13 protein-coding genes are annotated in these 14,853 nt (G+C 65.3%); 8 read left to right on the top strand and 5 right to left on the bottom strand.

The annotated features are described in order from the left end of the window. Window positions 1–121: 121 nt before the first annotated feature. Window positions 122–1,210: a GNAT family N-acetyltransferase gene (locus ACWA1Q_RS08820; protein WP_463756722.1), complete on the bottom strand. Its 1,089-nt coding sequence runs from the start codon at window positions 1,208–1,210 to the stop codon at window positions 122–124. Window positions 1,211–1,386: 176 nt separating this feature from the next. On the opposite strand from ACWA1Q_RS08820, the gene smc reads away from it, so the two are divergent. The 3 genes from smc to ACWA1Q_RS08805 are packed head-to-tail and all read left to right on the top strand — an operon-like array spanning window position 1,387 to window position 6,359. Beyond that, the gene (gene smc, locus ACWA1Q_RS08815) at window positions 1,387–4,950 is read left to right on the top strand and encodes a chromosome segregation protein SMC (RefSeq protein ID WP_463756721.1); all 3,564 of its coding nucleotides are present in this window, start codon (window positions 1,387–1,389) and stop codon (window positions 4,948–4,950) included. Between the two features lie 36 nt (window positions 4,951–4,986). Continuing rightward, window positions 4,987–5,862, top strand: a complete 876-nt coding sequence (gene ftsY, locus ACWA1Q_RS08810) for a signal recognition particle-docking protein FtsY (RefSeq protein ID WP_463756719.1) — start codon at window positions 4,987–4,989, stop codon at window positions 5,860–5,862. Continuing rightward, entirely contained in the window at window positions 5,862–6,359 is a 498-nt protein-coding gene (locus ACWA1Q_RS08805; protein ID WP_463756717.1) for a DUF2004 domain-containing protein, read from the top strand. Before ftsY ends, ACWA1Q_RS08805 begins: the two co-directional genes overlap by 1 nt. On the opposite strand, the gene lipA is transcribed toward ACWA1Q_RS08805, so the two are convergent. Together lipA and lipB are read right to left on the bottom strand one after the other, a co-directional pair. Further along, entirely contained in the window at window positions 6,360–7,379 is a 1,020-nt protein-coding gene (gene lipA / locus ACWA1Q_RS08800; RefSeq protein WP_463756715.1) for a lipoyl synthase, read from the bottom strand. It abuts the gene before it with no gap. Next, on the bottom strand, window positions 7,376–8,017 hold the full coding sequence (gene lipB, locus ACWA1Q_RS08795; RefSeq protein WP_463756713.1) for a lipoyl(octanoyl) transferase LipB: 642 nt from the start codon (window positions 8,015–8,017) through the stop codon (window positions 7,376–7,378). The genes lipA and lipB overlap by 4 nt, the downstream gene beginning before the upstream one ends. A 103-nt stretch (window positions 8,018–8,120) precedes the next feature. Here lipB and ffh point away from each other — a divergent pair, with 103 nt between their 5' ends. Further along, window positions 8,121–9,683, top strand: a complete 1,563-nt coding sequence (gene ffh / locus ACWA1Q_RS08790) for a signal recognition particle protein (protein WP_463756709.1) — start codon at window positions 8,121–8,123, stop codon at window positions 9,681–9,683. Between the two features lie 474 nt (window positions 9,684–10,157). Here the strand turns inward: ffh and ACWA1Q_RS08785 are convergent, their stop codons facing one another. Beyond that, window positions 10,158–11,303, bottom strand: coding sequence for a glutamate--cysteine ligase (locus tag ACWA1Q_RS08785; RefSeq protein WP_463756707.1), 1,146 nt, complete (start codon window positions 11,301–11,303; stop codon window positions 10,158–10,160). Window positions 11,304–11,376: 73 nt separating this feature from the next. Here ACWA1Q_RS08785 and ACWA1Q_RS08780 point away from each other — a divergent pair, with 73 nt between their 5' ends. The 4 genes from ACWA1Q_RS08780 (at window position 11,377) to rimM (ending at window position 13,673) form a co-directional block, all read left to right on the top strand. After that, on the top strand, window positions 11,377–12,165 hold the full coding sequence (locus ACWA1Q_RS08780; protein WP_463756706.1) for an LLM class F420-dependent oxidoreductase: 789 nt from the start codon (window positions 11,377–11,379) through the stop codon (window positions 12,163–12,165). A gap of 178 nt (window positions 12,166–12,343) precedes the next feature. After that, window positions 12,344–12,766, top strand: coding sequence for a 30S ribosomal protein S16 (rpsP, locus tag ACWA1Q_RS08775; protein ID WP_463756705.1), 423 nt, complete (start codon window positions 12,344–12,346; stop codon window positions 12,764–12,766). Window positions 12,767–12,769: 3 nt separating this feature from the next. Beyond that, a complete protein-coding gene (locus ACWA1Q_RS08770; RefSeq protein ID WP_090709355.1) occupies window positions 12,770–13,006 on the top strand; it encodes an RNA-binding protein in 237 nt (78 codons plus the stop codon). Continuing rightward, window positions 12,963–13,673, top strand: a complete 711-nt coding sequence (gene rimM, locus ACWA1Q_RS08765; RefSeq protein WP_463756703.1) for a ribosome maturation factor RimM — start codon at window positions 12,963–12,965, stop codon at window positions 13,671–13,673. The genes ACWA1Q_RS08770 and rimM overlap by 44 nt, the downstream gene beginning before the upstream one ends. 48 nt (window positions 13,674–13,721) lie before the next feature. Here the strand turns inward: rimM and ACWA1Q_RS08760 are convergent, their stop codons facing one another. Then, window positions 13,722–14,852 (bottom strand): uroporphyrinogen-III synthase, encoded by a 1,131-nt coding sequence (locus tag ACWA1Q_RS08760; RefSeq protein ID WP_463756701.1) that lies wholly within the window; start codon window positions 14,850–14,852, stop codon window positions 13,722–13,724. Window position 14,853: the final 1 nt, after the last annotated feature.

The following is a 14,853-nucleotide window of genomic DNA, read 5'->3' as shown; positions in this document are numbered from 1 at the left end:
GCGGTTCACGCATTCGATCGGTCCTGAAGGGTCGTTCGTGTCGTTTCGGAACAACCCTTTCGGCCCGATCGACCCAACCTCGCACCCGAGCGGATGCCGCGGCCCGCGTCCGGGTCGTCGACTACGGTCGCACGGTCTTCTTCCACGCCGCCTCGCACCCGATGGCGACGAATCCGACCGCTTCGTTCACGTCGAGCATCGGGCGGTTCTCTTCGGCATTGAACGTCGTGATCCGGGGTGTCTCCGGGGATACCCGCATCAGCTGTTCGAGGTTCGCGAGTTTGAGGAGCATGCCCAGGCGGTGTCCCCGGTGCTCTTTGAGTACGAGTGTGTCTTCCTGGACCGCCGGGCGCCCTTCGATCTCGGGCAGCGCGAGGTCGGTGTATCCGACGAGGTGCCCCGACTCGAGGTGCAGCGCCGCAGACGTGAGGTTGACGCGACCTCCCGCCTCATTCATATCGTCGAGGTTGCCCATGCGCTTCTCATCCCACTGCTCTTCTGTGAACTCGATGCCGGCGGAGGGGGCATCCGTCGACATCCTCTGGTGAAGACGTGCCATGTCGGTGAGCCACCGCTCGGGGCACCGCCCGATCCACTGGACGACCGCGTACCCGGACGCGTGCTGTTCAGCGGCATTCCGTCGCTCGGCCAGTTCACGATGGTCGACCGGCAGATCGATGCGCGAGATCCGGTCGACCTGCTCGAGCGAATAGCCATGCGCGAGGGCGAAGCGGACGGTCGGGTCGTCGCGCTCGACAGCGCCGAACCCGGTGGGGGAGCGGAGAAGGTTCGTCGAGGCAGGGAGCCGGTGTTCACTCCACGACTGCAGGATGTCCCGGTGCTCCGATGCCGCCGTCGACTCGATCTTCTCGAGAAGGGTGGTGCCGATGCCTCGCCGCCGCACATCTGACGCGACCTGGATCTCGAAGAAGACGGCGCGAACGCCTTCCTCGATTTGCCACTCGTACACGGCTCGACCGGCGATCCGCCCGTCGACACGGGCGAGGAAGATCCGCTTGGGAGCGAAGGGATCGGAGTACTTCGGCAGCAGTTCCTTCGCCGTCGGCGCGAGATCATCGTTCCCGAGGATCTCGGCCTCGACCTTATTGCGCATCTCGACCATCTCGACGAAATCCGCTCCGGCGGCCTCATCGAGGCTGGTCGGAATATCGAGTTCATCGATGGTGAGGGATTCGGTGCCTGCGTCCATGAAAGCTCCCGCGGTTTCTGGTGCCCCGATCCGGGCAGCGGACCAGTTTAGCCAGCCGACGGCACCCGTACCAGTGGATTCCACCCCGAAAAAGCGGGTCGATCACTGGGCTGTGAGGATTCCTTCGGTACGGTAGTGCAGAGCTTCGCCCGGGAACGAACAGGAAGGGACACGCGGTGTATTTGAAGAGCCTCACGCTGAAGGGCTTCAAATCGTTCGCGCAACCCACCACCTTCGCTTTCGAGCCGGGAGTCACCTGTGTCGTTGGGCCGAACGGGTCGGGCAAATCCAACGTCGTCGATGCGCTCGCGTGGGTGATGGGGGAGCAGGGGGCGAAAACCCTGCGTGGCGGCAAGATGGAAGACGTCATCTTCGCCGGCACGTCGACCCGTGGCCCGCTCGGCCGGGCCCAGGTGATCCTCACCATTGACAACTCCGACGGCGCACTGCCGATCGAGTACACCGAGGTCACCATCTCGCGCACGCTGTTCCGCAACGGCGGCAGCGATTACGCCATCAATGGAGAGAACTGCCGTCTCCTCGACGTGCAGGAGCTTCTGAGTGACTCCGGTCTCGGACGCGAGATGCACGTCATCGTCGGTCAGGGTCAGCTCGACGCCGTTCTCCGCGCGAGCCCCGAAGAGCGGCGCGGCTTCATCGAGGAAGCCGCCGGAATCCTCAAGCACCGTCGCCGCAAGGAGAAGACCCTCCGCAAGCTCGATGCGATGCAGACCAACCTCACACGTCTCAGCGATCTGGCCGGGGAGATCCGTCGCCAGCTCAAGCCGCTCGGGCACCAGGCCGAGATCGCCCGCGAGGCCCAGAGCATTGCCGCGATCGTTCGGGATGCCCGCGCCCGCATCCTTGCCGACGATGTCGTCGCCCTGCGCCGCGCGCTCGACGACCACGGTCGCACCGAGAGCGAACGGCACACCGAACGCATCGTGCTGCAGGAGCAGCTCGAGCAAAAGCAACTCCGCATTTCTCGTATCGAACAGGCGCAAGTCGGCGACGCCGTCGACGGTGCCAGGCGGACGAGTTTCGCCCTCGAATCCGCGCAGGAGCGACTTCGCAACCTGTACACGCTGGCCAACCAGCGGCTCGCGCTTCTCGGTTCGCAGGACGACGCCCACGATTCGGGCCCGAGCGTTACGCGCTCGATGGTCGACGACGCGCGAGCCGAGGTCGCGAGGCTCACCGAGGCGATCGGCACCGCGGATGCCGCGTGGCAGCGCGCGCAGGCCGACACAGCATCCGCGCGCAGTCGGCTCGATGCCGTCGATGTCGAGATCGCGGCGCAGAGCGCTCTCGTCTCGAAGCACGACCTCGAAATCACGAAACTCGCCGGCCAGGCCGAGACGGCAGCCTCCCGGCTCGCCGCCGTGCGGGGGGAGCGGCTTCGCCAGGAGAACGCCCTCGATGCGGCAACCGACCGGCGAACGGCCGCCCAGCGTCAGCTCGACGAGGTCGAGGAGTCCGCGGGAGACGTCGACGCCGGCGAGAGCGGACTCGACGAGGGATACGAGCTCGCGCAGGCAGCGGTGTTCGAAGCCGAGGCCGAGATCGAACGCCTCCGCGACCTCGTTCACGGTCACGAACGCGAGCGCGACGCCCTCGCCGCCCAAACGAGCGCCCTGACGCGCGCCCTCGACATCAAGGACGGGTCAGCCGACCTCGTTGCCGCCAAGCTCGCCGGTGTGCGTGGGGTCGTCGCCGAGTCGGTCTCGGTGAAGCCCGGCTTCGAAACGGCGATCGCCGCTGCGCTCGGCACTCTCGCGGACGCCGTCCTCGCCGAGGATCGCGAGTCCGCGGAACGCGCCATCGACCACGCACGCACCGCCGATCTCGGACGGGTCGAGGTCGTCATCGCCGACGCCATCGGCCCAGCGATCGACTGGCCCGAGCTTGTGGGAGTCCGCCCTGCGGCATCCGTCGTCACCGCTCCGGCGGGAGTGCTCGGGATCCTCAACTTCCTGGCCATTGCCGACGATGTCGACGCAGCCCGTTCCGCGCGGTCCGCTCTCGCTGCCGCACAGCTCGGTGGCCCGATCACGGTCGTCACACGCGCGGGCGAAGTGCTCACGGACTTCATCCTGCGGGGCGGGTCCGGAGGCAAGCAGGGCCGCATCGAGCTCCTCGCCGAACGTGACACCGCCGCCGAGAGGCTCACCGAGGTCTCGGCGCTCCTCGATACCGTCCGGTTCGAGCTCGCCGAGCAACGGGGTCTTCTGAGCGCGGCCAGGGAACAGTCGAAACGCGCTCTCGGTGCGCTCCGCGAATTCGATTCCCAGGTGGCGGCGCAGGCGGAGCGGCTCAACCGTGCCCGCGTGCAGGTTGAAGCTTCGACTGCTGAGTACGAGCGGTTGAGCGCGGCGTTCACCGCGTCGCGCGACACCGTCACCGAGGCGGAGAACGCCGCCGTGAAGGCGAAGTCCGAACTGGAGACGGCGCGGTCGCGGCCGCGACCGATCCTCGATATCTCGGCGCGCGAGTCTCTCCTGGTCGAACTCGAAGCAGCCCGCGAACGCGAACTCGAGGCACGCCTGCAGCTCGAGACGGCGCGGGAACGGGTGCGCGCCGAAGAGCAGCGCACGAAGAACCTCGTCACCCAGATGGAAGCTGACCGCGTCGCCGCCGAGGCCGCCGCCCGCCGCGCCGTGATCCGCGCCCGTCAGGTCGAGGCTGCGACAGGGGTCGCCGAAGCACTGCCCGCTGTCCTTGCCTCCGTCGACAGGTCCGTCTCCGAAGCGAAGCTCGTGCTCGAACGGGCCGAACAGGAACGCGCGAGCCAGAACGAGGAGCTCGTTGCTCTCCGCCGCGACGAAGCCGCGTTGCGTGAACGGCTCCAGGCGATCACCGAGAACGTCCACGGCCTCGAACTGCAGATCTACGAGAAGAAGCTCCACCTGTCGAGCCTGCTCGAGCGTGCCGGGTCCGAACTCGGTCTCGTCGAGGACGTGCTCGTGGCCGAGTACGGCCCGGACGTTCCCGTTCCACCGGATGCTGCTGAAACCACCCCCGCGAGCGACGTCGAGACATCCGATTCGGATGCCGCGCCAGGCATCCCGTTCAACCGGTCCGCCCAGCAGAAGCGACTCGAGAAGGCCGAACGTAAGTTCGCGCAGCTCGGCCGGGTGAACCCGCTCGCCCTCGAGGAGTTCGCCGCGCTGGAGCAACGCCATATTTTCCTCACCGAGCAGCTCACCGACCTCACGAACACCCGCAAGGATTTGCTCGGCATCATCGACGAGCTCGACGAGAAGATGCAGGTCATCTTCGGCGACGCATTCGACGACACCCAGGCGGCCTTCGCCGAGGTGTTCCCGATCCTGTTCCCCGGCGGCACAGGGAGCATTTCGCTGACCAACCCGGACGATCTCCTCACCACCGGCATCGAGGTCAGCGTCAAACCGGCCGGCAAGAAGATCGAGCGCCTGTCGCTGCTCTCCGGCGGCGAACGCTCGCTCGCCGCCGTTGCCCTGCTCATCGCGATCTTCAAAGCGCGGCCGAGCCCGTTCTACATCATGGACGAGGTCGAAGCGGCGCTCGACGACGCCAACCTGGGCCGTCTGCTCACCATTTTCGAAGACCTCCGCCGCACCAGCCAGCTCATCGTCATCACCCACCAGAAGCGCACGATGGAGATCGCCGACGCCCTCTACGGCGTGTCGATGCGCCAGGACGGTGTCTCCGCCGTGGTCGGCCAGCGCGTCGCCGCACCCGAGGAGAAAGCCGGCTGAACCGGCGACACCTCTCTCGCTCGGTAGGCTGGGCACATGGCAGAACGCACGCCCTGGTCACTCTCTGGCGCCCTCAAGGGCATGTTCCAGAAGCCGACCATCGATGAGACCACCTGGGACGACCTCGAAACCGCGCTGCTGAGCGCCGACTTCGGGCCCGACGTCACCGAGGCGGTGCTCGCTGACCTCCACGCCAAGGTCGACCGGTATCGCACCACGGATCCTCGAGACCTGCAGCGGATGCTCCGCGAATCGATCGAAGAGCGTCTCTCGAAATACGACACCACCCTCAAACTTTCCGAGCGACCGGCCGTTGTACTCGTGGTCGGCGTCAACGGCGTCGGCAAGACGACGACCATTGGCAAGTTCTCGAAGTTCCTCGGAACCTACGGCCGCAGCGTCGTCGTCGGCGCAGCCGACACCTTCCGCGCAGCCGCCGTTGAGCAGCTCGCGACGTGGGCTGAGCGCGGGGGAGCGCAGATCATCCGCCCGCAGCAGCAGGGCCAGGACCCCGCGTCCGTCGCGTTCCAGACCGTCGACTTCGCGAAGCGCAACGGCATCGAGATCGTGCTCATCGACACCGCCGGCCGGCTCCAGACCAAGAGCGGCCTCATGGACGAACTCTCCAAGATCCGCCGTGTGATCGAGAAGCAGGCACCGATCTCGGAGGTGCTGCTCGTGCTCGACGCGACCACCGGGCAGAACGGGCTCGCGCAGGCTGAAGCGTTCATCGAGCACGCCGGGGTCACCGGACTCGTCCTCACCAAACTCGACGGCTCCGCCCGCGGTGGATTCGTCCTCGCCGTGCAGGAGCGCACAGGCATCCCGATCAAACTCGTCGGGCAGGGTGAGGGAATCAACGACCTCACCGGATTCACCCCGCACGTCTTTGCACAGAAACTGGTGGGCTGATGATCGAGCATGACTTCTTCGGGGCGATCGAGACGGATGCCTCGGGTGGGCTCTACTGGTCCGAGAGCGTCGAGGTCGGTGACCAGAACGTCGACGTGTCGCTCAGCGCTCCTGGCGGCGAAGCTCTCTCACCGGATGCACTCGACACCGCAGCAGGTGTCGTCAGTTCGCTCGAGGGCCTCGATGTCCGTGCCCGTGAGGCCATGCTCTCCGACGTCGACGACCGGAACTCCGACGTCACCCAGTTCATCGAACAAACTCTCGAAGAGGTCGGCGACGACCTCGTCGATCTCCTCGTCGACCACTCCGGTGACAACGACGTCGACATCATCCGCTCGCTCCAGCTCATCCGCGTCGCGATAGCGCCGCACCAGGCAGGTGAGAGCGCCCCGTTCGCGTCGTTCGAGTTCGCGTTTGACCCGGACAACTCTGACCTCGCCCTCGTCGTGTATCTGTCTATTCGCGGCGAATCCGTCGGTATCGAGCTGCTGAGCTAGTCAGCCCGAAACCGCTTGAGCGAACCCCAGCTCTGAATCGGCAAGATGCTCGAGCTGGGCCGGAAGTGTCCTGCCCTTGCTTCGCATGGATTGCGCCCAGAGCCGGCCGGCCCGGTACGAGGACCTGACCAGAGGGCCGGCGAGCACACCGAGGAACCCGATGTCCTCGGCCTGCTGTTTGAACCCGACGAACTCCTCAGGGCGAACCCACCGTGCGACCGGCAGGTGCCGGGGAGTCGGCCGCAGGTATTGCGTGATGGTGATGATGTCGGTTCCGGCGGCATGGAGGTCCCGTAACGCCTCCGTGACCTCGGCATCCGTTTCTCCCATGCCGAGAATAAGGTTCGACTTCGTGATGAGGCCGGCAGCGCGCGCCTGGGAGAGGACGTTCAGCGAACGCTCGTAGGTGAAGGCGGGGCGGATGCGTTTGAAGATGCGCGGCACGGTCTCTACGTTGTGGGCGAACACCTCCGGTTTCGACGAGAAGACTTCACCGAGCAGGTCGGGATTCCCGGAGAAGTCGGTGGCCAGAATCTCGACTCCAGTGCCAGGGTTATCTGCGTGGATGCGACGCACTGTCTCGGCGTGGAGCCACGCGCCTTCATCAGGGAGATCGTCACGGGCGACGCCGGTGACGGTGGCGTACCGCAACTGCATCGCCGACACCGATTCGGCGACGCGGCGAGGTTCGTCGGTGTCGTAGTCGGCCGGTTTCCCGGTATCGATCTGGCAGAAGTCGCAACGTCTCGTGCATTGCGAACCGCCGATAAGGAAGGTCGCCTCACGATCCTCCCAGCATTCGAAAATGTTCGGGCAGGCAGCCTCCTGACACACCGTATGGAGTCCGTCGCTGGCGACAAGCTTCTGCAGCTGCCGGTACTCCGGACCCATCCGTGCTTTCGTTTTGATCCAGTCCGGCTTCTTCTCGATCGGTGTTTGGGCGTTTCGAACCTCCAGGCGGAGCAGTTTGCGCCCGTTACTCGGCAGCTGTGGCGCCGCACTGCTCCCGCACGCGCTCACGCCGCGTCCTCGTCATTCGCTTCGCGCAGAAAAGAAGACACGAGAACATCGAGGACGGAAGCTGGTGTGATCTCCCGGCCGGTCTCGGCACTCAGCGTTGTGACTCCAGCGTCAGTGATCCCGCACGGCACAATGCGGCTGAACGGCTCGAGGGAATTGCTGCAGTTGAGCGCGAAACCGTGCATGGTCACACCGTCGGCAACGCGCACTCCGACGGCGCCGAGCTTGCTGAGCCCCTGCACGCCATCGACCCAGACTCCCGAGCGTCCCGGAACTCGTTTCCCTCTCACCCTGACAGACGCCGCAACTTCGATCATCACGTGCTCCAGTCGCCGAACGTGCGCGATCACGTCGACCGGTCCAGGCAGGCGGACGATCGGGTACGCCGTCAGCTGGCCGGGACCATGCCACGTGATCTTGCCGCCGCGATCGACGTCGACGACCGGTGTGCCGTCGGTGGGCCGCTCGGACGCCGACGTCCGGGTTCCGGCCGTGAACACTGGCGCGTGTTCACACAGGATGAGCGTGTCGGGAGCCGAGCCGTCGACGACGGCACGGTGCGTTTGACGTTGGAGTTCCCAGCCGTCGATGTATGGCAGGAACGAGGGCGCCTTTCCGGCGATGAGAACGGCAGTCATGGGGCGAGTTTAGTATTAATTGGACGCAGTACAAGAACTCTCCGCCTGGCTTTCTGGCGAAGCGGCACCGGGAAGCACGGCGGCTCGGTAAACTGATAGCCAAATGGCTACTTTTGGAAACCTCTCAGACCGGCTCTCCGAGACTTTTAAGAACCTGCGCAAGAAGGGTTCGCTCTCGGCGTCCGACGTTGACGGCACCGTGCGCGAGATTCGCCGGGCTCTTCTCGAGGCAGACGTCTCGCTCGACGTGGTGAAGGACTTCACCGGCAAGGTACGCGAGCGCGCCCTCGGTGACGAGGTCAACAAGGCGCTCAATCCCGCCCAGCAGGTGGTGCAGATTGTCAACGAGGAGCTCGTTGCGATCCTCGGTGGTTCGCAGCGCCGGCTCGAGTTCGCGAAGAACCCGCCGACGGTGATCATGCTCGCCGGCCTCCAGGGTGCCGGTAAGACGACGCTCGCCGGCAAGCTCGCCAAGTGGCTCGCCAAAGAAGGCCACACGCCGCTTCTCGTCGCCGCCGACCTCCAGCGCCCCAACGCCGTCACCCAGCTCAGCGTCGTCGCTCAGCAGGCAGGTGTCGCGGTCTATGCGCCCGAGCCCGGCAACGGAGTCGGAGATCCTGTCCGTGTCGCGAAGGACTCGATCACCTACGCCCGCACCAAGCAGTACGACACCGTCATCGTTGACACCGCGGGCCGGCTGGGTGTCGACGCCGAGCTCATGAAGCAGGCGTCCAACATCCGTAACGCCGTGAACCCCGACGAAGTGCTGTTCGTCATCGACGCGATGATCGGTCAGGATGCCGTCGCGACAGCGAAGGCGTTCCAGGAGGGTGTCGACTTCACGGGTGTCGTGCTCACCAAGCTCGACGGTGACGCGAGGGGTGGAGCCGCGCTGTCCGTGGCATCCGTCACCGGGCGACCGATCATCTTCGCGTCGACGGGCGAGGGGCTCGATGAGTTCGAGCCGTTCCACCCCGACCGTATGGCGAGCCGAATCCTCGACCTCGGTGACATCCTCACGCTCATCGAGCAGGCGCAGCAGGCCTTCGACGAAGAAGAAGCCATGGCGATGGCCGAGAAGTTCTCGACCGACAGCTTTACGCTCGAGGACTTCCTCAAGCAGATGCAGCAGTTGCGCAACATGGGCTCCATCAAGAAGATGATGGGCATGCTTCCCGGCATGGGCCAGATGAAGCAGCAGCTCGACGCGTTCGACGAGAACGAGATCGTGCGCACCGAGGCCATCATCCAGTCGATGACCCTCGCTGAGCGCCGCAACTCCAAGCTTCTCAACGGCTCACGCCGACTGCGCATCGCGCGTGGTTCCGGCTCGACGGTGACCGAGGTCAACGCCCTGGTCAACCGGTTCGAGCAGGCCGCGAAAATGATGAAGACCGTCGCAAAGGGCGGCGTTCCGCAGATTCCCGGGATGGGCCCCATCCCTGGTGGCGGTGGCGGCTCGCGCAAGCAGCAGCAGCCGAAGAAGAAGGGCTCGAAGTCGGGTAACCCGGCGAAGCGTGCGTCCGAGAACGCGGCTCTGGCGGCCGGAAAGCCCGCGGCAGCACCTGCGGGCGGCACCGGCTTCGGCCTCGGTTCTCCCACCGGCGGAACTCCGACCCCGACCGAAGAAGAGCTCGCGAGCCTGCAGAAGTTCCTCGGGCGCTAGCCTCCTCGATTCGCCACGAAACGTCGCTCAGCCTCGGCTGGGAGTGCGTTTTGTGACGACTCGGGCTCGTGACGCGTGCGTGGTGAGCGTCGATCGGTCCGAAAGGGTCGTTCGCAGGAACGATCGGTCCGAAGGGGTCGTTCCGCGTCCATTCGGGCAGCCCTTTGGGCCGGATCGATACGTTCGGATGCTCACGGCGCTCGGCGTGGCAACCGCGGCAGCTTCAGTTGTCGCGAACGCAGGTAAAAGCGCCGGAGAAGGTGCGTTAGTGACAACTGAACGGCCGCGACGTTCCTTACATGCCGCAAGCGCCTCGAGTCGCCGCTTCATGACCGCCGGTCGCGTCGTGAACGTCGATCGGTCCCAAAGGGACGTTCACCGTCGATTTGGGCAACCCTTCGGGACCGGTCGATGAACCGCGGATGCCGCTGTGTGCGCCACGTGGCATCCGTCCGGCGGCAACCCCGCCCGAAGCTAGCGTCCGAGCGGCGTCGAGCCCTCGCGGAGCTCTTGCGCGAGCGCCTTGACGACGGTCGTCAGGTCTCCGTCGTTCGCCTCAGCGACCCGCAACTGACGGATGTAGCTCGCTCCGTCGTCGAGGATCGTCGCGATCGACGCGAGCTCCGCGGAGCAGCGGAGGCGCTCGGCGACCGGGGCCAGCGTGACGAGCAGGTCACGGATGTCATCGGTCACGGCGCGCTCGTTGCCGTCGCCGTCGAGGATGATCTCGGCGTCCAGTCCGTAGCGGGCCGCACGCCACTTGTTCTCGCGCACGAACCACGGCGGCAGCACCGGGAGGGTCTCACCGGCATCGAGCCGGCTGGAGAGATGTTCCACCAGGCAGTGGATGAGGGCAGCAACGGCCGCGAGCTCGCGGTGTGTGGACGCACCATCGCAGAACCTCACCTCGAGGGTGCCCCAGTGCGGCGATGGACGGATGTCCCAGCGCACCTCGGTGTAGTCGTCGATGATGCCAGGCCGTGTCATGTCGGCGACGTAGCCCTCGAAGGCTTCCCAATCGGGAAGCTGGTAGGGCAGACCAGCCGTCGGCAACTGCTGGAACATGAGCGAGCGGTTGGAGGCGTAGCCGGTGTCGATCCCGGTCCAGTACGGGCTCGATGCTGATATCGCCTGCAGGTGGGGAATGTAGCTGAGCATGGCGTTGAGGATCGGCATGACCTTGTCACGGTCCTCGATGCCGACGTGCACGTGCACGCCCCAGATCATCATGTTCCTGCCCCACCACTTCGTACGCTCGATCAGCTTGTGGTAGCGCTCCTTGTTGGCGACGGGCTGGTCGTACCACTGCCCGAACGGATGGGATCCGCTCCCGATGATGTCGATGCCCCGAGGAAGGGTGACCGAGCGCAGTTCCTGCAGTTGCCCGTCGAGGTCTTCCACGGCAGCACCGACGGTGGTGTGGACACCACTCACCAGCTCCACGGTATTGAGCAGCAGTTCGCCGGTGATCTTGGGGTGCGGTCGACCGTCGAGGGAATGCAGGGCGAGGAGGACCTCATCGGCGGCCGAGACGAGCTCACCGCTGTCCCTGTCGACGAGGGCGAGTTCCCACTCGATACCGACGGTCGATCGCTCTGACCTCGCGAAGTCGATGCCCATGCTGGAGTCCGTCCGATCCCGCCGGAACCGCCCGGCACCGTTCATCTTTCCATGCCGAGCCTAAGCTTGGACAATGACAGTCGAGAGAAAACGTCCCGTCCGCATCGGTGTCCAGATCGCGCCCCAACACGCGCCATACGCAGCCATCCGCGACACGGTCGCCCGCCTTGAGGACCTCGGTGTCGACATCCTCTTCAACTGGGACCACTTTTTCCCGCTCAGCGGTGAGCCCGACGGCCTGCACTTCGAAGCCTGGACGATGCTCGGCGCCTGGGCCGAGCAGACAAGTCGCGTCGAATTCGGCACGCTCGTCAACTGCAACAGCTACCGCAACGCGAACCTGCAGGCCGACATGGCGAGAACCCTCGACCACATCTCGGACGGGCGTTTCATCTTCGGTACCGGCGCGGGCTGGTTCGAGCGGGACTACGACGAGTACGGCTACGAATTCGGAACCCCCGGTTCGCGAATCGCCGCGCTCGGTGACGCGCTCCCGGTGATCACCGACCGTTGGGCCAAGCTCAACCCGCCGCCGACCCGCAAAATCCCGATCATGATCGGCGGGGGAGGCGTGAAGAAGACGCTGCGTCTTGTCGCTCAGCACGCCGACATCTGGCACAGCTTCAGCTCGCCATCGGTGCTCACCGAAAAGCTCGAAATTCTTCAGGGTCACGCGGATGCCGTGGGTCGCGACGTCTCGGAAATTGAGATCTCAACCGAGCTGAAGGGCAGGGATGAAGCGACGGCGGATGAGCTGCTTGCGCTCGGCACGACGATGTTTACCCTCGGGATCAGCGGGCCAGACCATGACCTCGATTCAGTGAAACGATGGCTCGCCTGGCGCGACGGTGTGACGGCCTGAAACCCGCCTCAAACTGCTGGTCACGCTGCCCGCAAATATCTGACAGAATAGTTAGTCGAGTCTGCACTCGCCCGACCCTCTAATCAGGCGCTGCAGCAATAAGAGCTTTCGGACCGAGTGTGCCCCCACGCAGCCGGTGACGAGCACAATCACACAACTAATAACTTTCAGGAGAATTGTGTCTGTCAAGATTCGTTTGAAGCGCCTGGGCAAGATCCGCGCACCGTACTACCGCATCGTCGTCGCCGACTCACGCACCAAGCGCGACGGCCGCGTCATCGAGGAGATCGGTCAGTACCACCCCACCGAAGAGCCTTCGTTCATCGAGGTCAAGTCGGAGCGGGCTCAGTACTGGCTGTCCGTCGGCGCCCAGCCGACCCCTCAGGTCGAAGCCATCCTCAAGCTCACGGGCGACTGGGGCAAGTTCAAGGGTGACAAGGACGCTGTCTCCACCGTCAAGACCAAGGAGCCGAAGGTTCCTTTCGTCGCTGACGAGAAGAAGAAGCCTGTCCTCAAGCCCAAGGCTGATAAGCCGGCCGTCAAGGACGAGGCTCCTGCCGAGACCGAAGCAGCTCCGGCTGTTGAAGAAGACAAGGCGTAACAATTGCTCGCACCTGCTCTCGAACACCTCGTCAAGGGGATTGTTGACAATCCGGACGACGTGACCGTCGTAGCGCAGAGCTCACCACGCGGTGAGGTCCTCGAGGTTCGCGTGAACCCCGAGGACCTCGGCCGTGTGATCGGCCGTTCAGGCCGCACGGCAAAGGCGCTCCGCACTCTCGTCTCCGCTCTCGCCGATGGTCGCCGCGTTCGCGTCGACGTCGTCGACACCGATTCCTGACGTGAGCGCCGCCGAAACACCCAAGACCCAATTGCGGGTCGGACGGCTCACGAAGGCCCACGGGCTCAAGGGAGCCCTCAAGCTCGAACTCTTCACCGATGACCCGGCCCGCCGGTTCGTGCCAGGGGCGGTCTTCACCCTCCAGGTTCCGACCGGTTCGCCGTGGCACGGCAAGTCCCTCACCCTGACCGAGTTGCGCTGGTACAACGGCCACCCGGTTGGTTTCTTCGAGGGCGTTCCCGACCGGTCCGCCGCTGAGACTCTCGTCAAGGCGATCCTCTGGATCGAACAGGACTCGGCGGAGGCATCCCCCGAGGAAGACGCCTGGTACGACCACCAGCTCGTCGGACTTGCGGTACACCGCGACGGCCAGAAGGTCGGAACCGTCGCACGGGTCGACCACTTCCCGGCTCAGGACCTCCTCATCGTCACAACGGCGACCGGCGACGTGATGGTTCCGTTCGTGAAGGCGATCGTGCCCGCTGTCGACATCAACGCAGGCATCGTCACCGTGACGCCACCCGCCGGGCTCTTCGAAGAACTGCCGGACGACGAAGAGTCGGATGACGACACAGCTTCGGAACCGACGGATGCCGCGAGCACCGTCTCCGAGAGCACGGATGCTGCTGCGGATACACAGGGCGACACGGCGGACGACAAGAACTGACTCCGTCGCACTCGGCTGACGAATTCGCGCCGGTTGCCTCGGAACTTCTCAGACGTCGATGCGATACCCGCGCTTGATGACCGTCTGCACGAGGGCGCTCGTCGGGAGCGATTGACGTAACCGGCTGAGCGCCACTTCGAGCGCGTGGTCGTCGACGCTTCCCGGAAGCTGCGCGGCGAGCTCCGCGCGAGACACGACAGCGCCTTCTGCAGCGAGCAACGCCCGCAACAACGCGAGTGCCGAGGGCGGAAGCGGCGTACGAACGCCGTCGATATCGACGACGCTGCCGCGGAGAGTGACGCGCCCGTGGGCGGTGTCGAGAGTCCGGATCCGCTGGGTTTCCAGATGCTCGCAGACGAGCCGGATCAATGCGCCCATGCGGAACCGCTCCGGCTGAATGGGTTCGATTCCCGCAGCCAGGAGCGGTGCGGCGGTCACAGGTCCGACGGCGGCAGCGAGTACATCCGTGCGAAACGCGTCGACGAGCGCGTCGGAGCAGCCGAGGAACTGGGCAGCACCGAACAGGGCGTCAACGGCGGGAGCACTCGTGAACGTCACCGCGTCCAGCTGGCCCGTCACGATGGCATCCACGAGACGGTGGACCCGCTCGTCGTTCTCGTCGGGGGTTCGCCACCGGTACGGGGCGACGGTCAGTACCGTATGACCGGCATCCCTCAACCGGGTCAACTGGCCTTCGTCGGTGTAGCCGTGAAGTTGCACCGCAACGGTCGCTCCCGGAGGGAATCGCTCGAGCGCGAGGGAGACAAGTGACGCCGTTGTCTCCTCCTCGCTCATGCCGACATCGTTGAGGCCTGCGGCGCGAATTCCTCCGCGAGCTTTCGGGCCTCGCACCAGAATGGCGGTCTCGCCGAGTGCGTCGACCAGGTCCTGGCCGAGGCCGGCAGCGTCGGCAACCTCGAACCAGCGACGGATGCCGTATGAGGTCGTCCCGAGAAGAACGTCGGGCCGCGTGGCAATGATCGCTCGCGTATCGTCGATCAGTTCGCCGTCGTGCTCAGACGGGGCGATGCGCAGCGTAGGGGCATGAAGAACTGTGGCGCCACGACGCTCGAGCGCGTCGATCAGATCTTCGGCGCGGCGGTCACTCGTGACCCCGATGCGGAAGCCCTCGAGCTGATCGGGCCGGAATCCGGGAACCGGCGGCGTCGCATCCGTCATC

The organism is Mycetocola sp. TRD_SC_2 (genome assembly GCF_055361225.1).
This window is presented reverse-complemented; position numbering and strand designations above follow the sequence as displayed.